16 protein-coding genes are annotated in these 21579 nt (G+C 54.6%); 2 read left to right on the top strand and 14 right to left on the bottom strand.

Annotation, left to right across the window (positions count from 1 at the left end):
* Positions 1-138 precede the first annotated feature (138 nt).
* On the top strand, positions 139-1317 hold the full coding sequence (locus R0137_RS14095; RefSeq protein WP_407327042.1) for an efflux RND transporter periplasmic adaptor subunit: 1179 nt from the start codon (positions 139-141) through the stop codon (positions 1315-1317).
* A 2-nt stretch (positions 1318-1319) separates the two neighbouring features.
* Entirely contained in the window at positions 1320-4451 is a 3132-nt protein-coding gene (locus R0137_RS14100; protein WP_407327043.1) for an efflux RND transporter permease subunit, read from the top strand.
* Between the two features lie 63 nt (positions 4452-4514).
* Here R0137_RS14100 and R0137_RS14105 read toward each other — a convergent pair whose 3' ends face one another.
* The 14 genes from R0137_RS14105 to uppS form a co-directional block, all read right to left on the bottom strand.
* The gene (locus tag R0137_RS14105; protein WP_407330023.1) at positions 4515-6035 is read right to left on the bottom strand and encodes an arylsulfatase; all 1521 of its coding nucleotides are present in this window, start codon (positions 6033-6035) and stop codon (positions 4515-4517) included.
* Between the two features lie 88 nt (positions 6036-6123).
* A complete protein-coding gene (locus tag R0137_RS14110) occupies positions 6124-6441 on the bottom strand; it encodes a DUF1244 domain-containing protein (protein ID WP_407327044.1) in 318 nt (105 codons plus the stop codon).
* Positions 6438-9944 (bottom strand): DNA polymerase III subunit alpha, encoded by a 3507-nt coding sequence (gene dnaE / locus R0137_RS14115; RefSeq protein WP_407327045.1) that lies wholly within the window; start codon positions 9942-9944, stop codon positions 6438-6440. The genes R0137_RS14110 and dnaE overlap by 4 nt, the downstream gene beginning before the upstream one ends.
* 3 nt (positions 9945-9947) lie before the next feature.
* A complete protein-coding gene (rnhB, locus tag R0137_RS14120; RefSeq protein WP_407327046.1) occupies positions 9948-10562 on the bottom strand; it encodes a ribonuclease HII in 615 nt (204 codons plus the stop codon).
* Positions 10562-11782, bottom strand: a complete 1221-nt coding sequence (gene lpxB / locus R0137_RS14125) for a lipid-A-disaccharide synthase (protein ID WP_407327047.1) — start codon at positions 11780-11782, stop codon at positions 10562-10564. The genes rnhB and lpxB overlap by 1 nt, the downstream gene beginning before the upstream one ends.
* Positions 11754-12524 (bottom strand): acyl-ACP--UDP-N-acetylglucosamine O-acyltransferase, encoded by a 771-nt coding sequence (lpxA, locus tag R0137_RS14130; protein ID WP_407327048.1) that lies wholly within the window; start codon positions 12522-12524, stop codon positions 11754-11756. The genes lpxB and lpxA overlap by 29 nt, the downstream gene beginning before the upstream one ends.
* Entirely contained in the window at positions 12521-12955 is a 435-nt protein-coding gene (gene fabZ / locus R0137_RS14135) for a 3-hydroxyacyl-ACP dehydratase FabZ (protein ID WP_407330024.1), read from the bottom strand. Before fabZ ends, lpxA begins: the two co-directional genes overlap by 4 nt.
* A gap of 48 nt (positions 12956-13003) precedes the next feature.
* Complete coding sequence (gene lpxD / locus R0137_RS14140; protein ID WP_407327049.1) at positions 13004-14047, bottom strand: UDP-3-O-(3-hydroxymyristoyl)glucosamine N-acyltransferase; 1044 nt, start codon at positions 14045-14047, stop codon at positions 13004-13006.
* A gap of 9 nt (positions 14048-14056) precedes the next feature.
* Positions 14057-14578 carry an OmpH family outer membrane protein gene (locus tag R0137_RS14145; RefSeq protein ID WP_407327050.1) on the bottom strand — a complete coding sequence of 174 codons (522 nt, stop codon included), beginning with the start codon at positions 14576-14578 and terminating at the stop codon, positions 14057-14059.
* Between the two features lie 41 nt (positions 14579-14619).
* Positions 14620-17202 (bottom strand): outer membrane protein assembly factor BamA, encoded by a 2583-nt coding sequence (gene bamA, locus R0137_RS14150; protein WP_407330025.1) that lies wholly within the window; start codon positions 17200-17202, stop codon positions 14620-14622.
* Positions 17203-17409: 207 nt separating this feature from the next.
* Positions 17410-18771 carry an RIP metalloprotease RseP gene (gene rseP / locus R0137_RS14155; protein ID WP_407327051.1) on the bottom strand — a complete coding sequence of 454 codons (1362 nt, stop codon included), beginning with the start codon at positions 18769-18771 and terminating at the stop codon, positions 17410-17412.
* Positions 18768-20012 (bottom strand): 1-deoxy-D-xylulose-5-phosphate reductoisomerase, encoded by a 1245-nt coding sequence (locus R0137_RS14160; protein WP_407327052.1) that lies wholly within the window; start codon positions 20010-20012, stop codon positions 18768-18770. The genes rseP and R0137_RS14160 overlap by 4 nt, the downstream gene beginning before the upstream one ends.
* Positions 20012-20848, bottom strand: a complete 837-nt coding sequence (locus R0137_RS14165) for a phosphatidate cytidylyltransferase (protein ID WP_407327054.1) — start codon at positions 20846-20848, stop codon at positions 20012-20014. Before R0137_RS14165 ends, R0137_RS14160 begins: the two co-directional genes overlap by 1 nt.
* Positions 20841-21551: a polyprenyl diphosphate synthase gene (uppS, locus tag R0137_RS14170; protein WP_407327055.1), complete on the bottom strand. Its 711-nt coding sequence runs from the start codon at positions 21549-21551 to the stop codon at positions 20841-20843. The genes R0137_RS14165 and uppS overlap by 8 nt, the downstream gene beginning before the upstream one ends.
* Positions 21552-21579: the final 28 nt, after the last annotated feature.

Below are 21579 nucleotides of genomic sequence, written 5' to 3' on the forward strand. Positions count from 1 at the left end.
ATGAAATATAAGGCCACGGCAAGATGTCACATAACTATGCGACAAACTGACGGAGTCCGGCGATAAACCGCGTTGTAGCCAACGCGCGATCACAAGATACTGGGCTAGTTAACTACATCACTGAATCAGGGGAATTAAATGAGGGCAAAACTGCTGAAACTTAGCGGTCCCGTATTGGTACTTGGCACGGCTGTTGGAGTTGTCATGCTCCTTAAGGCGACCGCCCCGGAGCCACAGACCGAGGAAGCACCGCCCCGTCCGGTCACGGTGTATACGCACCTCGCCGAAACAAGCGATGCGATCCTTGATGTGCAGACTCAGGGCGAGGTTCGAGCTCGTACCATGATCAACCTCACCGCTCAGGTAGGCGGGCGCATCGTTTCCGTATCTCCCGAATACGTAGAAGGCGGCCGCTTTGATTCCAGTACGGTACTCATGAAGATTGATGATAGTGACTATCGCGTAGCCCTGCGGGAAGCTCAAGCAGCAGTCGCCGCTGCAGAGCTATCTGTACAGCAGGCGCTAGCGGACGCAGACGTAGCACGCAAGCAGCTACGTGATGTACCCAACGCATCAAGCTTGTCGCTGAAGAAGCCTCAGATTGCAGAAGCCGAGGCGCGTCGCGAGGCTGCGCTGGCCGCTCTCGAGCTCGCTCAGCTAAACCTTGAACGCACCAACATTCGCCTCCCATTCGAGGGCCGTGTAGCGCGGACAAGCGTACACATTGGCGAAGTGATCTCCATGGGCACAACCCTGGCGGAGGTGTTTTCCACTGATCGCGTACAAATTCGCTTACCGTTGAACAACCGTCAACTCGCAGCCCTGGGCTTGCCGATTGGTTATGCCGCAGAAGCCGGAACAGCGCCAACGGTCGATTTCTCTGCCCAGGTTGCTGGAAAGACGCAACATTGGACTGGGGAGCTGGTCCGCATTGATGCCGCGGTCGACCCCAGTACGCGATTGATCTACGCCACTGCTGAAGTAAAAGACCCCTACGGTCTTGGACGCTCTGAAGACGGTATGCCTATGGCCGTGGGACTCTTTGTGGAAGCACAAGTTACCGGACGCCGCCTTGAGAACACCGTGCGTATTCCCAGCAAGGGCTTACGACCAGGCAACCAATTATTCGTTGTGGACTCCAGCGGACTTCTTGATATTCGCACCGCGGAAGTCGCCCATACCAGCGCCGAGCATGCTGTGATTAGTAGCGGCCTAAGACCCGGTGAGCGGCTCATCGTATCCGCACTGCGCAATCCTATTTCCGGTATGGCGCTTTCGACCATCGATGAACGCCAGTTCGCAGCGCGGGAAGACTGATCATGGAGAGACTTATTTCCTGGTGGGTACATAACCCCGTTGCTGCCAACCTACTCATGGTCGGGATCCTACTTGCGGGCCTCATGGGCTTTATCTCTATGGAGCGCGAGGCGTTCCCGCAGGTTAAGCCTTATCAAGCAAACATTGAGGTAATTTGGCCGGGTGCCGCACCACAAGAAGTTGAAGAACAGATCATTTCACGCATTGAGGATCGCCTCAAAGATCTCGATCAGATCAACCATATTTACTCCACCGCGGTGGAGAGCATGGCCGAGATCACCGTATCCACCTTCCCGGGAGTCGACATAAACGGCTTCCTCAACGATGTTAAAAACGCCGTAGACTCTGTCACCTCCCTACCCCGTGACATCGAAAACCCAAGGGTACGCCGGAGCCAGTTCAAACAAGAAATGCTCCGCGTCGCAGTACATGGAGATGTGAGCGAACGAGAACTGACCCGCCTCTCGGAAGACCTTCGACGCGAAGTCGCCACCCTGCCCTGGGTTTCAACCATTGAGTTGTTTGGAACGCGACGCGAAGAAGTCACCGTAGAGCTCTCGGAAGCCAGCCTTCGACAATACGCATTGTCGTTCGCGGAAGTTGCCGACGCAATTAGAGCCAGCTCCATTAACCTGTCATCAGGACAGGTACGCACCGCAACAGGTGACGTACAGATTCGTGCCCGTAATCTTGCGGACACCGAACAAGACTTTTCTCAGATCATCATTCGCCAGAGCGCTGACGGCGGCACCATACGGGTTGGCGATGTAGCCCGTGTTATCGATGGTTTTGAAGACAACGAAATTCTTGCCACCATGAATGGCCAACCTGCTGTGCTTTTGCAGGTTCAAAGCACAGACAACATGCAGGTGGTAAAAGCCAGTGAGGCCGTTCATGCTTGGATGGAAGAGCGTCGCGCAAGCCTCCCTGAAGGCATAGAACTGTCGATGTGGTTCGATACCGCCGACATTTACAGCGAGCGTATGGACCTTATCGGCAAGTCCTCGTATCTCGGTCTCGCCCTGGTGTTCCTTGTCCTCATTTTAACGCTGCGCCCTCGCGTCGCCCTTTGGGTTACTGCCGGTATCGGCGTTGCCTTCGTAGGAACGTTTTCCATTCTACCTGTCAACGATGTCTCTCTGAACGTCATGTCTACCTTCGCATTCTTACTGGTGCTGGGCATTGTCGTAGATGATGCCATTGTGGTCGGAGAGAGTATTCACCATCATGCCCATGAAATGGGAGGCGGCAGCGAAGCCGCTGTTCAAGGAGCATTCGCCGTATCACGCCCCGTGATTTTTGCGGTACTAACCACAATGATTGCATTCGCCCCGTGGCTCTTTGTGTCGGGAGAAGCGGCTCAGGTAACCCGCCAGCTATCGATTGTTATTACCGCTGCCCTAACAATCTCTCTCATTGAAGCCTTTCTGATCCTCCCGTCTCACCTTCGAGACCTAAGTCACCGAAAGGACTTAAAGGGTTTGGCGCTGCGTCAGCAAAAAATTGAGCACAGCATCTCCGGATTCGCGACTCGCGTTTATCAACCCATCCTTCGCTGGGCGGTACAGCGTCGCTATCTCACAGCCAGCGCATTTGTTGGCGCCTTCGTGATTGCCATCGGTTTGTTCAATACGGGATGGGTCAAGTTCTACTTCATGCCGCAGGTAGAGAGCTCCCAGATTGTTGTAGATGTGAAGCTTCCCCCGGGCACTTCCTATGATCGTGCGCTTGGGGTGCTTGATCAGCTACAGGAAGCGGAACGAGCGCTTGTAGAAGAAGTGGACGAGGCGGCGCGATCCACCGGCGAAGGCACAGGGCAACTCATCGAAGGCTGGTATACGCGATCTCGTCGCGACAGTGTGATTGCGATAGTAAAGCTAGCTCCACCAGAAGTGCGAGATTTATCAGCCCGCGAGGCTGCTGAGCGACTGCGGACGCTGGTGGGTGATATACCCGATGCAGATGAGATACAGGTCAACTACACACTCAATGACAATGGTGCTGATATTACCTATCTACTTAGGCATCGTGATGGGGATGCACTCACCGCGGCCTCAAAGGAACTACAGGCGAAAATCGGCAGCTACAACGGCGTTCTGGATGTGCGAGACAGCCAACAGGGTGAGACCGACGAAATCGTTTTGAGTCTTAAGCCCGGCGCGGAGACCCTCGGTATTCGACTGGCGGATGTTTCTCGTCAGGTACGCCAGGCCTACTTTGGAGAAGAGGTACAGCGTCTTCCAAGAGCCAATGGCGATGTGAAAGTCATGGTGCGCTACCCGACGGAGGCGCGACAAACACTCTCGAGTCTCAACAACTTCCGAGTACGCACAGCTGATGGCCGCGAAGTTCCGTTGTTCGCCATTGCCGATGTGGAATTGCAAGGTGGTGTTCAGCGCATACAACGCAGAGATGGGAACCGGGTAGTTTATGTCCGGGCCGACCTCGAGCAAGACTTGATCAGCGACATTAAACGGGATATCGAAGAAACCTACCTCACCGACCTGCAGAATCAATATCCAGGATTGGTCATCCTCAAAGGCGGTGCACAAGAGGAGGAGGATCAGTTTATTGGTGAGATCACGGCGCTCTACTCTATCGCCTTGTTCGCTATGTATGCCCTGATTGCTATTGCGTTCCGCTCGTACTGGCTACCACTCCTGATTATGACGGCGATACCCTTCGGCTTCATGGGCGCGATATTTGGACACTTAATCTTTGCAACCCCGCTCGCCCTATTCTCGTATTTTGGCATTGGCGCGGCCGCTGGCGTCGTGGTAAACGATAACCTGGTTTTAGTCGACTACATTGGTCGTTTGCGCGAACAGGGGAAAGGTACTCTTGAGGCTGTGATTCAAGCGGGGGTAAACCGCTTCAGGCCCATACTCCTGACCACAGTCACAACCTTCGTTGGACTGATACCCATCATGGCGGAGCGAAGCACCAACGCGCAGTTCTTAAAGCCTGCCGTGCTATCACTCTCTTTTGGTGTTCTGTTTGCGCTGTTCGTAACTCTTCTGTTGGTACCTTCGCTGTACCTCATTGGCGAGGACGTGGCGAAGGCAGCAGCAATCGCTCGTCAACGCTTTTGGCCAGGAGGATCACCGAGCCCCGCTGCCGACAATCCCTCCTAGAAACACAGCCAAAAAAAACCGCGTTATGACACGCGGTTTTTTTTGATCCCGGACAAACCCTATCTACTCAAATTTAAGATAGGCGTCCGTTAACTTATCAATGGACCATGAATCAGGACGCTGGCTAGGTGGATACTTCTCAAAAGTCATTAAGAACTGCTGCATGACAGCCCCTCCCATGTACATTTGTGCCGCCTTATCGACATACCAGTCCCAATAGGTATTTGAGTTGTGGTCCGCCCGCTCGAAGGGATCACGACGAAGATGGAAAAGCTTTGGCAATCTCAAAGTCACGAAAGGCTCAGCCCAAAGTGCCAAGGTCTTTGCGCGGTTCTCGGCGTATACAGACTTCCAATCGCCAAAGCGTACGGCGACCGGCGCGCCGATATCATTGATGTAAACAAAACTCTTGCGAGGCCCTTGCTCAGCCTCCCCAGTAAGATACGGCAAGAAGTTGTAGCCATCCAGATGCAGCGTGGCGTTCTTGTCACCCACACGTCTTCCCTCAAGAAGTTGCTGTTTGAGGCTTGTTTCTCCCGCAGCTGCCGCAAGGGTTGGCATCCAATCCAGATGCGACATGATCTCGGTAGAGACCTGACCTGAGGGTATTTTTGCCGGCCAGCGCACCATCGCTGGAACGCGGTAAGCGCCCTCCCAGTTGGAGTTTTTCTCGCTACGAAACGGCGTGATCCCCGCGTCCGGCCAGGTGTTGTAATGCACACCATTGTCCGTGGAGTAAAAAACGATGGTGTTCTCCGAGATACCCAGACTATCTAATTGATCAAGCAGAGAGCCAACCAACTCATCGTGAGCGACCATGACATCATTATAGAAACCCTGGCCTGACTTCCCTTTGTGCTTGTCTGCACGATGGGTTCTGAAGTGCATCCCCGTAGTGTTTACCCACACAAAGAATGGCTTGTCGTCTGCCACACTTTTGTCGATAAAGGCGCTTGCTGCGTCTACAAACTCCTCATCAGCGGTTTCCATGCGCTTGCGCGTAAGGGGGCCAGTGTCCTCAATCCGTCCGTCGGCGTAAGAGTGGATAACGCCTCGCGGACTAAAGCGCTGCTGGAACCAATCCTGCTGTGGATAATCTTCATCCTCGGGCTCTTCTTCTGCGTTGAGGTGATAAAGATTGCCGTAGAACTCGTCAAAACCGTGATTGGTTGGCAAGAAGCCATCCTTATCACCGAGGTGGTTCTTGCCAAACTGGCCCGTGGCATAGCCTTTGGTCTTGAGTACTTCAGCAATTGTGATGTCTCGATCCTGGAGTCCTAGATCAGCGCCAGGCTGACCGACTTTCGACAAGCCGGTTCGCAAGGGCGACTGTCCCGTGATGAAGCTTGAGCGTCCCGCGGTGCAGCTCTGGTCACCGTAGTAGTCCGTAAAACGTACGCCTTCATCCGCGATACGATCGATGTTGGGCGTTCGATAGCCCATGATGCCATCCCCATAGGCGCTGATATTGGTGATACCGATATCGTCGCCCCAGATGACGAGGATGTTGGGCTCCTCTGCCGCATGACCCATCAGCGCAACGCCCGCAAACGTCATCGCTCCAACGAAGCCGCGAATCCGCATAGAAATACCCATGGTAGTTCTCCTGTTCTTATTAGTTTTTTTTGGCCGCTGATATTAGCAGCCAGTGTTTAGTGAATCGATGGGGGCGTTACTGCTGCGCCTGAAACTGTGCAAGCTGCTCTGGTGTCGCCTCTGTCTGGTGCTGACTCTTCCATTCGGAGTAAGGCATGCCGTACACCCTCTCCCGAGCCGCTTCGTAGTCAACGCTGAGACCCCGGTCTTCCGCCGCCGCGACATACCACTTCGAAAGGCAGTTCCGGCAAAAGTTGGCAAGATTCATCAGCTCAATATTCTGAACCTGCTTATTGCTATCCAGATGCTCCAACAGTCGCCGAAAAACCGCCGCCTCAATATCGTTGCGAACGCTATCTTCGTCGCTGCTTCGCGAGTCTTGTTGATCGTTCAATGCTGCTCTCCTGCAGTAAGTTGTTGGTCAAAAGCGAGCTTAACCCTATCCCCTCCAAGTTCACGGCGCAATTCTTCCAGCAACTCCTCACTGGGAGAAACTCGCCACTGTTGGCCGAGCATTAAGGAGGCACTCTGACGACCCTGATGGTATCTAAGGCGCACCGGGCACTCGCCCGGAGCGGTAGACAAAAGCTCCCGGAGAAACTCCCGGAAACGATCATTTACCTCTGCAGCTTCCACGTGAATCGTCAGACCCGAGGCCAGACGTGCGCGCTCCTCTGCCAGACTATGGAGTGCTGATACGCGCATTACCGTAGCACCACTGCGATCATCCTGAGAGAGTCGTCCCTCGGCAATCACGATCTGATCTTTAACCAGAAGCTCTCGATACTGTTGATACACCTCGGAATACGCAGTCGCTTCCAGTCGTGCGCTGCGGTCATCCAACACAAAAATAGCCATGGCACCGCGGGCGCTCTTCATGGCGCGCATACTGAGTATGAGCCCGGCAACACGGCAATTCCCACGACTGTCGGGGCGTAAGTCAGCAAGGCGCTGGGGCGCAAAGCGCCGGATTTCGTCTTCGCAACTATCAATTGGGTGGCCGGTTACGTAGAGCCCAAGGGTATCTCGCTCACCCTGTAAACGCTCCCGGTCGGTCCAGGGTCTAATATGTCGCAGCTCGGCGTAGGGGTCCCCCTGCTCCTGACTTGCCTGCACGGTCTCACCGAACAGATCAACCATACCCGCGTCACGATTCGCCGCGTTCTGCTCCGCTGCACGGAGCGCATCATCGATACCCCCCAGAAGAACCCAGCGATCTGTTCCTAAGGAGTCGAATGCCCCACTACGAACCAGGGCCTCCAGCGCCTTGCGATTAAGTTTTCGCGGATCAGTGCGCGCACAAAAGTCAAAGAGATCCCGAAAGGGCCCGTGAGTCTCGCGGCTTTCTAAAAGCCCAGACACGGGCCCCTCACCCAGACCTTTAATGGCACCCAGACCATAGACGATTTCGCCCGCCTCACTCACAGTGAACATGTATCGACCTTCGTTAACATCGGGAAGGCGAACCGAAAGACCCATGCGACGGCACTCCTCAATGAACACGACAATTTTGTCGGTGTTGTCCAGTTCGGAGCTCATCACCGCCGCCATGAACGCTGCAGGGTAGTGGCTCTTCAACCAAGCGGTCTGATAGGACACTAGTGCATAGGCCGCTGAGTGAGATTTGTTAAAACCGTAACCTGCAAATTTCTCTACGAGGTCAAAGAGTTTCGTCGCCAGATCAGCATTCACGCCTTTATCCGCGGCGCCCGCGGCAAACACCGAACGCTGCTTGGCCATTTCCTCGGGCTTTTTCTTACCCATAGCCCGGCGTAACAGGTCGGCGCCGCCCAAAGTGTATCCGGCCAGAATCTGGGCAATCTGCATCACCTGTTCCTGATACAGAATAATTCCGTAGGTCGGTTCAAGCACCGGCTTGAGAAGCTCATGCTGATAATCAGCATCTGGATAAGACACTTTCTCGCGACCGTGCTTTCGATCAATAAAGTTGTCGACCATACCGGACTGTAGTGGCCCCGGACGGTAGAGCGCCACAAGGGCAATGATGTCCTCAAAGCAGTCGGGGCGGAGTCGCGCAATCAACTCTTTCATACCTCGGGATTCAAGCTGGAACACCGCGGTAGTTTCCGCTGAACGCAGCAAGTCAAAAGAGGCCGCATCGTCTAAAGGTATGTGATTAATATCTAGGGGTGGCTCGCCACTACGAGCGCGTATTTCGTTGATCATCCCCTGGGCCCAGTCGATGATCGTCAGAGTACGTAGACCCAAAAAGTCAAACTTCACCAAGCCTGCGTCTTCGACGTCATTCTTATCGAACTGGGTTACGAGACCCGCACCTTCACCATCACAGTACAGCGCGGAAAAGTCTGTGAGTTCCGAGGGCGCTATCACAACCCCTCCCGCGTGCTTTCCGACGTTTCGAGTCACTCCCTCCAGCTGCACAGCCATGTCCCAAATTTCCTGTGCCTCGCCGTCGTCGCGGAGAAACTGCTGAAGACTGTCCTCTTGCTCAAGGGCTTTTTCCAGAGTCATCCCCACCTCAAAGGGAATCATCTTGGACAGGCGATCCCCGAGGCCGTAAGACTTGCCCTGCACGCGCGCAACATCACGCACCACCGCCTTCGCAGCGAGAGTACCGAAGGTAATAATCTGTGACACAGCCTCACGACCATAGGTCTCGGCTACGTAATCGATAACCTCGTCCCGACGCTCCATGCAAAAATCCACATCGAAGTCAGGCATCGACACCCGCTCAGGATTAAGGAATCGCTCAAACAGCAACTCATATTCCATGGGATCAAGATCTGTAATTGATAGTGAGTAGGCGACCAGCGAACCCGCACCAGATCCGCGCCCCGGACCCACAGGAATACCACGCTCCTTCGCCCAGCGAATGAAGTCCATCACAATCAGAAAGTAGCCGGGAAACCCCATATCAACAATGGTGTCCAGCTCAAAATCCAGGCGGTCTCGGTAATCCTTCTCGAGCTGCTGTGAATTCTCGCGCTGGCTAATTTGCAGCGTTAGCATCCGTTCATCGAGACCGCGATGGGCGAGCTCCCGGAAGAAGGTATCCATGGTCATACCTTCGGGCACCGGGTACTCCGGCAAACAAACGCGACCAAGCTCTATCTCCATAGAGCAGCGTCTTGCGATGGCTACCGTATTCTCTAAGGCTTCGGGAACGTCTTCGAAGAGTTCCTGCATTTCCTTAGCGGTCCGCAGGTATTGCTCTTCGCTATATCGCCGTTGTCGGCGCGGATCATCCAACACCCGACTCTCGGCGATACACACTCGAGCCTCATGAGCCTCAAACTCACTGGCATCAATGAATCGAACGTCGTTGGTAGCGACTACCGGGCAGTTGTATTGCGCAGCAATTGCTAGCGCAGCATGCACATGCTCTTCATCGCCGACCCGACCGGTACGATGTAACTCCAGGTAAAAACGATGGGGAAACACTTTAAGGCAGCGCTCGAGACGCTCCTTCGCAAGATCAGGCTTTTCGTTCACCAACGCCTGACCAACTTCACCCGCCGCTCCGCAGGACAGCGCAAGAAGTCCTTCGGCGCCTTCTTCCAGCCACTCCCATAAAACGCGGGGACCTTCGTGGGTCTGCCCTTCTCTATAAGCCCGAGATAGCAGCCGCGTAAGGTTAAGATAGCCCGTCGAGTTCATAATCAACAAGCTCAGAGGATGCGCTTCGTCGCCTTTGAGGGACTCCGTGACCCACACATCCGCTCCAAAAATCGGCTTAATCCCTGCACCCACGGCGGCTTTATGAAACTTGATGAGACCGTAAAAATTGCAGACGTCGGTGACTGCCACAGCGGGCATGCCTAGTTCCGCAACTCGTGCCGCTAGCGGCTTTATACGGACGAGACCGTCGCTCAATGAATATTCACTGTGTACCCGTAAATGAACAAAATCTGACAAGCGTCAATGTCCTCCGATGATTGCGCGCACCGGCGCGAAGCTGCGACGATGCAAGGGACTTACCCCATGGGTTTTCAAGGCTGATAAGTGTGCAGCAGTGGGATATCCCTTGTGGGCATCAAAGCCATACATCGGCCATCGCTCGTGTTGCTCACACATGTATCTGTCGCGCGCCACTTTCGCGACGATAGACGCAGCTGCTATCTCCTTCACTCTCGAGTCACCCTTAATGACCGCGATGCTGCGGTAGCTCCAACGGGGTAGCTGTCTGCCATCGACCAACACGAGATCAGGACTGACCCCTAAAGCGTCCACTGCTCGCCACATAGCTAGAAGACTGGCTTGGAGTATATTCAGCTCATCAATCTCCTCGGGGGAAGCTCGCCCCAATGCCACGGCTTTCGCCCTCAGGTGTAACTGTTCTGACAGGAGTTCTCGACGCTTTGCTGTGAGCTTCTTCGAGTCAGCCAGACCATCAATAGGATTGTTCCTATCAAGCACTGCGGCCGCCGCAACCACATCTCCTGCCAGGGGCCCACGGCCCACCTCATCGACACCGACAATACAGGCATCGTGAGGCAGCTTGGCAATCGCTTGTTCCCAGTCATCCAAAGCCACTAGTGAGCTCTCTCCAGCGCAAGCAAAGCTTCAAGAGCTGGTCCCAGCGCAGCATCAAAGTCTCGCTCCATAGCGGCAATTGATGGTTGCAAGGCCTTCACCTGATCATCGCCGTGCGCCAGAAGGGTCTCCGCTTCCAATGCAAGCGCTGAGGGCGACAGCGCATCCTGAAGCAATTCGGGCACTACGGGGCCTCCAGCAAGAATATTGGGTAGCCCAACAAACTTCGTTACTGCGAGTCGAGACATGATCGCCCAAGACATCTTGGCGACACGATAACCAATGACCATGGGCCTCTCCAAAAGCATGGCCTCAAGAGTGGCAGTACCCGAGGCCAACACAACTACGTCTGCCGCAATCATAGCGTCTCGGGATTGGCCCTCAATAAGTCGAACTTCAGACTCAGCGGAAGCCCCTTGCAATAACTCTCGGCACTGCTGTAAACGCTCCGAGCTCGCTGCAGGCATAATAAGTTGGCGACGAGCATCTCGCGCGCGAAGCATTCGACCGGCTTCGATAAAACTCTGGCCTAACTGCGAAACTTCGCTACCACGGCTTCCCGGAAGCAATGCAACCACCGGTGCGTCAGCATCGATACCGAGCTTCCGACGCACCGACTCTCGCGAAGGCACCTGCCGAAGCTCTGCTGCCAAAGGGTGGCCCACAAACGTTGTAGATAGAGGAACCTCATCGTAAAAAGGCGGTTCGAAAGGAAAGAGACACAGCAGGCTATCCACCGATCGCCCAACGGTAGCGACACGGCCCTGTCTCCAAGCCCATACTGTAGGGCTTACCAATTGCGCAGTACGCAGGCCGCTTTTTCGAAGTCGCCGCGCCAGTGCAAGATTAAAATCCGGTGAGTCAATACCTAGAAAGAAAGCGGGCGGTGATTTGCTCCACCGCGCGTACAGGTCGCGCCGAATGCGCAGTAATTCTGGCAATCGCCCCAGGGGCTCTATCAAGCCCATGACTGCCAGGCGCTCCATGGGATACAGGCTCTCGAAGCCCTCCTCCTGCATCGCTGCGCCGCCAATCCCCTCTAACTGCAACTTTCGATCGGGAAACTGGTCTCGCAGAGAGCGAATGACGCGACTCCCTAACAGGTCGCCGGAGCTTTCTCCCGCCACCATAGCAACGCGCAGGATCGTACCTGAGTCGTGATCTAAATCTGGGTTAAAACCGTTCAGAACGTCAGCGAACGATGCCGCGTTCTGAGGCACGGATAGAGTCGATGAGAACCTTCACCTCGGGTGTGTCACTCAACATCGTCTCGAGTCGTTGAATAGCGATATCAAGAGTCAGGTTTTGACGATACAAAATCTTGAATGCCCTGCGCAATTGGCTCACAGCGGAGTCAGAAAAACCACGCCGCCGTAATCCTTCGGTATTAATAGTCTTCGCTTCGGCAGGAGACCCGGAAACAGTGACATATGCTGGGACGTCTTTACCGATTGCTGTCTGCATCCCGCTAAAGCTGTGCTGACCTATGCGACAAAACTGATGAACAAGGGTGTAACCACTAAGAATCGCCCAATCATCGACGTAGACATGTCCCGCCAACGCGACGTTGTTCACTAAAATAGTGTGGTTGCCAATGACGCTATCGTGGCCAATATGCGCGTAGGCCATGATTAAATTGTCGTTACCGATAATGGTTTCGCCGCGATCCTGAACGGTGCCTCGATGAATGGTCACCCCTTCGCGGATCGTATTCCGTTCACCAATGGTGAGTCGCGTAGGCTCATCGCGGTACTTTAGATCCGGCGTCGCCTCTCCCACGGATGCAAACTGGTAGATGTGACTACCCGCGCCGATGCGGGTGGGGCCCTTAATAACGACATGAGGCTCAATCACGCAGTCGCGATCGATTTCCACCTCGGCGCCAATGTAAGACCAAGGACCAATAGTGACCCCGTCGGCGACTTTCGCCCCAGGCTCAATGATAGCCTGCGGATGAATCATGCGGGGCGGTCAGCGCACAGTATCGTGGCGGAGGCGCAGCGCTGCCCCTCTACTGTGGACTGAACGTCGAACTTCCAGATGCCGCGTTTCTCTCCCACAATCTGAGCATGTAGGTGCACACAGTCTCCGGGAACGCAGGGACGCTTGAATCGAAGGTTATCTGCGCCAACAAACATGTAGATGGAGCCATCTGCGGGCGTCTTTTCCATGGTTTTAAATCCGAGAATGCCTGCCGCCTGAGCCATAGCCTCGAGCAACAAAACGCCGGGAAACACAGGATTATCTGGGAAGTGTCCGTCAAAAAACGGTTCGTTAATGCTGAGATTTTTATAGGCAAGAATTGATTCGCCGGGAACTAGCTCCAGAACGCGGTCTACTAACAGGAAGGGGTAGCGGTGAGGAAGGTGTTCGCGGATCTCCGATATGTCCATTAGACAGGTGTTGTTCAAGTCCGTCATTCCTTTTTTTGAGCTTACCCGTTAATCGTCGTCGCTAACTGCCTCATCCAGCGCACTCAGCTTAGCTTCCAGCTTTACTACTCGCCTCTGGAGGGCGTCGAGCTGTCCAAATCGCACTGCATTCCTCCGCCACTGCTTTGTTGGTTCTAGCGGTGTCCCGGATGAATAGCTGCCAGGTTCACGAATGTTTTTAATGACTCTGGCCTGGCCAGTGAAGTGCACATTGTCGCAAATCTTGAGATGACCCGATACTCCGACCTGTCCGGCAAATGTACAATCCTCACCGACCTCCGTACTACCCGCCATCCCCACGCAGCCCGCGAGCGCAGAACGGCGCCCGATGACACAATTGTGGGCGATGTGCACCTGATCGTCGATGATCACGTCATCTGCGACCAATGTATCGTCTAAAGCACCTCTATCAATGGTTACGCTGGCACCAATGTCTACCCGATTACCAATACGCACACTACCCAACTGGCTAATTTTCTCCCAACCGTCCGCGCGTTTGGCAAAACCAAAGCCATCGGCACCAATCACGGTATTAGCATGCACAACGCAGTCGTCGCCGAGAATTACATCGTGGTAAATCACAACGCCGGGCCATAAGCGGCAGTTTGCTCCCAACTGGGCACCGCGCCCTACCGACGCACCGTGCCCCAGAGTCACACCCTCGCCCAAGACAGCACCCGCGTCTACAAACGCGCCCGGTCCAATACTGACTGAATCAGGAACAGTTGCTGTGGGATCGATGACGGCACTGGGATGTATTCCAGCCGATGGTGGCGCCAGGGGCTCAAACAAGCCCGACACCTTTGCATAAGCAAGATAGGGGTCATCCATACAGATACTGGGGACAGGACAGCCGTCTTGCCACTCGGGCTTGAGAATAACGCATCCCGCTCGGCAGTCTTCCAAGGCGTCCAGATAACGCGCCTCGGAGACAAAAGCTAAATCCCGCGACCCTGCCCGTCCAAGGGGGGCAATACTATCAAGTTCTATCGCTAAATCAGCGGAACCCGGTTCACACCCTAACCGTGCTACCAAGTCACCGAGGATCACCATGGAAGGCGCTTAGTTGGCCGCGGAAAGCTGGTTGAGCTTGTCAGTCACCTTTGCTGTGATGCTGTATCCAGGATCTGCATGAATAACGGAGGTGCGCTGAAGCAACAAGCCAATACCTTCTGTTGTGATCAGCTCACTCAGCACTTCCTGAACCATGGGAGACATCTCTTGCAGGAGAGCTTGGCCCGTAGCCTGCTCAGCTTGCTGAAGTTTGCCACCCACGTGTTCGAGATCTGCCTGCTTGCTCGCCAAACGCTTACGCGCCGCAACCTGCTGCTCTTGGCTCATCACCGCCGCATCTTTCTGAAACTCTCGCACCAACTTGTCTAATTCTTCCCGAAGACGGTCAAACTCTTCTTTGTCCGCCTTGTAACCCTCTTCACCGCGTACATTTTCGAGACGCTGCTGAGCGGCGTCGGATTGCAGAATGGCTGCCTGAAGATCGACCACAGCAACTTTACCCTGGGCGAACGCACCCATGGGCAACATGGCAACACCCAGGGCAACAACGGCTAAAAACTTCTTGATCACAACATTTACTCCTTGGAGAAAAAAAACTAAAACACGAAAAATTAGAAACTTTGTCCCAGCGTGAACTGGAACACTTCTTCACGATCGATCTCTGATGCATTCAGAGGTTTGGCAACAGCGAAAGTAAGAGGGCCAAATCCACTCAACCAAGTCACGCCCACACCTGCGGAGTAACGCAGTTCTTCGGCATCAAAATCAAAACAGTTCGGCTGATTAATACCGCAGCGATTATTAAAAACATTGCCCACGTCGATAAAGAACGCGGATCTTACACGGCTACGATCCTTCAGGAAGGGCAAAGGAAACAGTAATTCAGCACTACCCTCGACCAGCACGTTGCCTCCAAAGGGCGCGGCTCGCCGCTGCTGCTGAAATGTCTCAAAGTCCAGCTTGCCACTCTCCGGATTCAGCTGATAACCAAACTGTCGACCATCAGGACCACCAATTTCTGTGGGGTTACCGTTCTCGTCGATACCGGTAGTGGGCTGATCTACCGTATAAATGCTTGGCGGAGTACTACGTGGGCCGAGAGTATTCACTTCGAAGCCGCGAACAGAGCCAAAGCCTCCGGCAAAGAAATGCTCATAAAACGGCAGTTCTGTAGTTTTGCCGTAGCCATCACCGTAGCCGAGTTCAGAGCGGAAGTGGAGGATCCAGTCATTCTTGATCGGGTAGAACACCTCTCCACGGTAGGTAAGCTTGTAAAACTCCAAATCAGACCCAGGCATAGAAATTTCGAGCGCCACGGACTGCGCCGCTCCGCGCGTCGCCATCTGCCCACGGTTCAAGGTCGACTGACTCCAACTGCTGGTGACGGTCCAGTTCAAGTAGGAATCACCGTTCTCGTCAAGGAAGCCCAACTCTGGTGGGATCGTTAGCGCACTTAAGGGCAGGTCTTCCAGAGGCTGAATAACTTCCGGGGCGGCAAAGCTGCCGTCAGCTAATCTCGTGCTTTCGTAAAAGCTATCTACGCCCTGTAAAAGACGAGGGCTAGCTTTGATCTCCTGCACCGCAAAGCGACCGGCTGTGATATCTGTCTTTGACAAACCGAAACTGAAGCCCAGACGCGCTGTTTCCTTGATGGGGTAACCAAAATTGATCGCCCCGCCCCAGGTATCTGTTGTGTAGCTAGCTACGTTCACTTCGGCAAGATCCGTAGACCTGAAGAAAACGTTAAATCCGCGGCTAACGCCGTCTTCCGTAAAGTAAGGATTGGTGTAGCTAAAGTTGTACAGGTCCTGAAACTGCGAAGAGGACAAGTTGATGCCGACGCGTTTGCCGGTACCCAGAAAGTTATTCTGCTGCAGATTCAGGCTGAGAATAAGACCCGCTTGCTGAGCAAAGCCGAGGCTGGCACCGATACTGCCTGAAGTTTGCTCCTCCACAGAGAATTCGACATCAATGAGGTCATCATGACCCGGGACTTCAGGGGTTTCGACTTCGGCTTTACTGAAGAAGCCCAGTCGCTGGAGTCGGATCCGTGATTGCTCAATCGCTGCCGCGGATGCCGGGGCACTTTCCATTTGGCGCATTTCCCTGCGCAGCACACTATCAGCTGTTCTGGTGTTGCCTTTAAAACTGATGCGCCGCACATAAGTGCGTTTACCAGGATCTACGAAAAACTTGATGGCGACGGTGTTGTCGTCTTCGTTCATTTCGGGGATACCCGTCACCTTCGCGAAGTTGTAGCCTTCATTCCCGAGACGTCGCGTCAGATAGTCTTCCGTTGAAGTTACCAGCTGCTGAGAGAAGGTCTGCCCATCTCTCACCAGCACGAAACGCCGAAGATCTGCCTCGGGGAGCACTAGGTCACCGGACAAATCGACTTCGCTGATGGTGAACTTCTCGCCCTCACTCACATTAGCCGTGATGTAAACCTCTTCCTTGCTGGGCGAAACGGACACCTGCGTAGAATCGATGGCGAACTGCAGATAGCCGCGATCCATGTAGTAGGAGGTGAGTTTTTCGAGATCACCCGTAAGCTTTTCTCGGGAATACTTATCGTCGTTAGTAAAAAAGGAAAGTAACCCGGTAGTCTTAAGCTCGAAAAGATCCTTCAAATCGTCGTCGGTATACACTTTGTTGCCCACAACGTTTACGTGTTTGATAGCGGCAACCGTGCCTTCGTCGACATCGATGTTTATGGCAACACGATTCCTCGGCTCTGGAATCACTTCGGCATCAATAGCGGCATCGTAGCGACCCTGAATAACATACTGTCGCTGAAGCTCGAGCTGCATTCCCTCAAGCGTAGAGCGCTGAAAAACCTGACCTACGGACAAACCAGCGCCTTTAAGCCCTTCCAGCAGTGCTTCCGTTTCAATCGCCTTGTTACCATCAATGGTGATCTCGCTGATGCTGGGGCGCTCTGCTACCACCACAACCAATACGCTGCCGTCTCGACCAATGCGAATGTCGTCAAAATTACCCGTGGCAAAAAGCGAACGAGCCGCTCTTCGGATGGAAGCACTGTCTGCGGTGTCGCCCACGCCGATGGGCATAGACGCGAATACCGAGCCCGCCGCAATACGCTGGAGCCCTTCAACTCGAATATCTGATACTACGAACGCCGACGTAACCGCTGTTGGAGCGCCGGACTCTGCGGTAGCGGACTGTTGCGCCATCACCGCCGTCGACCCCATGGCCGCAATACTGCAAGCAAGCAGAATAACCAAGCGACGTCTCATAGCCACGTAAAACTGCACGCAAAGGCATGCCAGTGTGCCAGGGAAAGATGCTTTACCGAATAGCGACACCACGGTGTTATTAGTTTCCATCGTCAATTTGTATCTGCCATGCGCGTGAACGCTCAGCTAAGCTCCCCGTGCGCACTAGGACAGGCGCGAAAAATCGTTATAAAGCGCGAACACCATCAGGCTTACCACCATCAACAGGCCTATTTGGTATCCCACCATTTGCACACGCTCCGGCACCGGCTTACCCGCCACTAGTTCAATGCTGTAATACAGCAAATGGCCACCATCCAAAACTGGTATGGGCAAGAGATTCAGAACGCCGAGGCTAACACTGAGCAGCGCAAGAAAACCGATGTAAGACTCCAGACCTGACTTGGCCGAAGTGGTCGCCACTTTAGCAATGGTGATGGGGCCACTCAAGTTTTTCGGAGAGATTAAACCCTGAACCATTTTGACCATGGAATTGACGGTGAAACTGACCATTTCTCCCGTGCGCTGAGCTCCTGCGCCCAAGGCCTCCAAGGGGCCTCGATGGAACTCCCGACGCTGACTCTCGGGCATCTCAGGAAGCACAACGCCTACACCGACACGACCGATCACTTCGCCAGCATCAGTTGTAGTCTTTTCTGGTGTTAAGGTGACCGTAAGTTGCGTGCTTTCGCGCTCAAGAAGAACTGCCATGCTTTCGCCTGGCCGGGATCGCACGTAGTCCACCCAGTCTTCCCATAAATCCATAGCCACGCCATCGGTCGACAGAATCCTGTCTCCCGGCAGCAAACCAGCACGCTCAGCCGGACTATCCGGCATAACTTCATCCAGCAATGGCACAACGGGAGGCATGTAGAGCGTCAGCCCTAGCCCACCCAACAAATCTGGCTCTTCATCTCCCGCTAGCCAACGATCCAACTGGCCTTGGGAGTCATAAATCACGTCGGAGCCGGGATAACGCACAGAAAACCGAATAGACCCCGTATCGCCGATACGCTCCAATAGGCGAAAGGAGACAGCTTGCCATGTGGGCGTCTCTCGCCCGTCTATGGCGACAATCTCTTGGCCTGCCTCAAGTCCCGCCACTTCGGCCACGGAACCGGTGTCTACTTCGCCAATGACCGGGGCATAGCCGCTCTCCCCCGCCATGAAAAGGAACCAGTAAGCAACAATCGCCAGCAGGAAGTTTGCCAGAGGGCCAGCCAATACCACCGCTATGCGTGACAACACGGGCTTACGATTGAAGGCTAAGTGTTGTTCTGCAGGGTCAACTTCACCCTCACGCTCGTCGAGCATTTTGACGTAGCCACCCAAGGGAATCGCAGCAACGGCATATTCGGTTCCCAAGGAGTCATTCCAGCGTAGTAGCGGCCCTCCAAAGCCGATGGAAAAGCGCAGAACCTTCACACCACAGCGCCGGGCCACCCAGAAGTGCCCAAACTCGTGTACTGCCACTAGCACAGCCAGTGTCGCGAGGGTGATGCCAATGCTGTAGAGAATGTCAATCAACGCTGTACTGCTCCTGCGCGAACTACCGCGCCCGGTTGCAACTGATTATTTACATATTGTTGAGCGAAGGCCCGCGCCCGCCGATCAACTTCTTCGACCTCGGCAAGGCTCTCAGGTTCAATCGACGGCAATCCGGCGAGGGATTCCTGGATTACGCTGGGGATATCGACAAAGCCAATCTGGCCTTCAAGGAAGGCTGCCACCGCAACTTCATTCGCCGCATTGCAAACCGCCATAGCGCTGCCGCCAGTAGCAATACACTCACGAGCCACTCTCAAACAGGGGAAAGCTTTCATATCCGGAGGCTCAAAATCAAGTCTCGCCGCGCCTATCAAGTCCAAGGCTTTTACTCCGCCATCCACGCGTTCTGGCCATGCCAGGCAGCAGGCGATGGGCGTACGCATATCCGGGTCGCCCAGCTGTGCCAGCACCGAGCCGTCGTCGTAGCGCACCAGAGAATGAACAATGCTCTGGGGGTGCACCACCACTTCTACCAGATGCTCCGGCACATCGAACAACCAACAAGCCTCTGCTAGCTCAAGGCCCTTGTTCATTAAACTGGCAGAGTCGACGGATATCTTGCGACCCATATCCCAATTGGGATGCGCACAGGCCTGCGCTGGCGTGACTTGAGCCAGAAACTCGGGGCCCTTGCCGCGAAAGGGACCGCCCGAGGCTGTCAAAACAAGCCCCGAAACGCCTGCCAACTGGGGCCGAGCTCTATCATCGACGGGCAAGCACTGAAATATTGCGTTGTGTTCAGAATCAACGGGAAGCAGCACAGCGCCACTTTGCTCTACAGCGCTCATTAACAGGCTTCCCGCAGTCACCAAAGCCTCCTTGTTCGCAAGGAGCAGACGTTTGCCGGCACGCGCAGCAGCCATCGCCGAGGCCATACCCGCGGAGCCAACGATCGCGGCCATCACTATGTCGACGTCGCTATGGGATGCTATTTCTTCAAGTGCTTCGCTGCCAGCAAGCACCTCGGTATGCAGATCTGCATCCGCGGCGATTCGCTTTGCGAGGTCCGCCGCAGGTGCATCATCGGTCAGTACGGCATAACGGGGTCGATACTTTCGGCATTGTTCATAAAGGGTATCGGCTGAGCTTCGGGCCGCGAGGGCAAAAACTTCGTAACGATCCGGGTGGCGCTCCAGAACGTCGAGAGTGTTTACACCTATCGAGCCGCTAGACCCCAGTACCGCGACTTTCTGAATCTCCGATGAAGCCAAAGCACCCATCAAAAGCCAACCATCACAAGACCCAGGGCGAAAGTCGGCGTCGCAGCACAAAGGCTATCCAGTCGATCCAGCAACCCACCATGACCGGGGAGCATACTGCTGGAGTCTTTTACACCTCCAACACGCTTGACCATACTCACGGTCAAGTCCCCCAACACCGAGGAAAAGGCAGTCGACAGAACGACGACCACGGTCGCGACCAAACTCAGATGATCCAAACGCTCGGGCAGCAAGCTCCAGATAACCACCGCCAAAACAGCAACAGCGAGAACCCCACCCCAAAAACCTTCCCAGGTTTTGCCTGGGCTGACTTGAGGCGACAGTGCGTGGCGACCAAAAGCTTTACCCGTAAAGTACGCGCCGATATCTGCGGTAGCCACTACCAGCACCAGGGCGACCATGACCGCGCTGCGCGGCTCAAGCTTGAGTAGATAGACTGCCGCGAACCATGCAGGAACCAGAATCAAAACCCCCATAAATGAGCGTCCGAGACGGCTATCCCAGAGCCCGGAGCTGGCAGGGAAAGACTTAACCCACAGTAGTGCAAAGCACCACCACAAACAGGTTAACCCCAGAATCGGCTGAACGAGCTCGCGGCTAAAGTTCTGCCCGTCACCCGCATAGCGATAAAGCGCACCCGCGCAGGCAACAACGAGGGTCACATAAAGGATTTTCGATCGGAGCTTTGTTAAACCCGCCATGGGCGCCCACTCCCAGGCACCCAAGGCTATGATGACCAAAAAAATTGCTGCCAATGCAGCTACGGGCAACCAATAAGCTCCGGCCAAAAACAGACCCGCCATTGGTATTGCAGTCAGAACCCGCTGCTTAAGCATCTAGCGACCCGCCAGAAACAATGCCATCGGGCTCGCCGCGGCCGCCAAAGCGACGTTCGCGTTTACCGTAGTCTGCCAGAGCCCGCGCAAATTCGAACTCCCCAAAATCCGGCCACAGCACCGGCGTAAAGTAAAACTCGCTGTAGGCGAAATCCCAGAGAAGGAAATTGCTGATTCGCGCATCACCACCGGTACGAATACACAAGTCCGGGCTGGGAAATTCACTAAGAGACAAGGTGCTTTGCATTAACTCTGTAGTGATGTCGCTGGGCTGAATCTCTCCACGCTGGCAGCGCTCGGCCAGGGTTTGGGCTGCCTGGGCTATATCCCATTGACCGCCATAGTCCACGGCAATGACCACCGTCGCCGCCGTATTGTTCGCAGTCACGGTTTCCGCGTGACCGATCAGGCGCTGTAAGCCGGCACTAAAGCGGCTGCGCTGACCAATAAAGCACAGGCGAACATTATCCTCGTGTAGTTGCTTCACCTCGGTACGCAGGTACCGGGAGAACAGCGCCAGGAGGGACCTTACTTCAGGGAGGGGCCTGGACCAATTCTCTGAGCTAAAAGCAAAGAGGGTAAGCACTTCGATACTGTGCTCACGACAGGCACGCATAACTCCGCGCACAGCCTCTACACCAGCGCGGTGTCCCGCCACTCCCGGAAGGGAGCGCTTTCGAGCCCAGCGATTGTTGCCGTCCATTATAATGGCAACGTGCCGAGGGGTCTGG

The organism is Congregibacter brevis (assembly GCF_045689245.1).
In the GTDB taxonomy this organism is placed as follows: Bacteria; Pseudomonadota; Gammaproteobacteria; order Pseudomonadales; family Halieaceae; genus Congregibacter; species Congregibacter brevis.

What these genes read in the sequence shown, in the direction of transcription:
- uppS (WP_407327055.1), bottom strand. Translation starts at nt 21,551, where the DNA reads ATGGACGGCAACAATCGCTGGGCTCGAAAGCGCTCCCTTCCGGGAGTG.
- R0137_RS14165 (WP_407327054.1), bottom strand. Translation starts at nt 20,848, where the DNA reads ATGCTTAAGCAGCGGGTTCTGACTGCAATACCAATGGCGGGTCTGTTT.
- R0137_RS14100 (WP_407327043.1), top strand. Translation starts at nt 1,320, where the DNA reads ATGGAGAGACTTATTTCCTGGTGGGTACATAACCCCGTTGCTGCCAAC.
- bamA (WP_407330025.1), bottom strand. Translation starts at nt 17,202, where the DNA reads ATGGCGCAACAGTCCGCTACCGCAGAGTCCGGCGCTCCAACAGCGGTT.
- R0137_RS14160 (WP_407327052.1), bottom strand. Translation starts at nt 20,012, where the DNA reads ATGGGTGCTTTGGCTTCATCGGAGATTCAGAAAGTCGCGGTACTGGGG.
- R0137_RS14105 (WP_407330023.1), bottom strand. Translation starts at nt 6,035, where the DNA reads ATGCGGATTCGCGGCTTCGTTGGAGCGATGACGTTTGCGGGCGTTGCG.
- lpxA (WP_407327048.1), bottom strand. Translation starts at nt 12,524, where the DNA reads ATGATTCATCCGCAGGCTATCATTGAGCCTGGGGCGAAAGTCGCCGAC.
- fabZ (WP_407330024.1), bottom strand. Translation starts at nt 12,955, where the DNA reads ATGGACATATCGGAGATCCGCGAACACCTTCCTCACCGCTACCCCTTC.
- R0137_RS14095 (WP_407327042.1), top strand. Translation starts at nt 139, where the DNA reads ATGAGGGCAAAACTGCTGAAACTTAGCGGTCCCGTATTGGTACTTGGC.
- lpxD (WP_407327049.1), bottom strand. Translation starts at nt 14,047, where the DNA reads ATGGTGATCCTCGGTGACTTGGTAGCACGGTTAGGGTGTGAACCGGGT.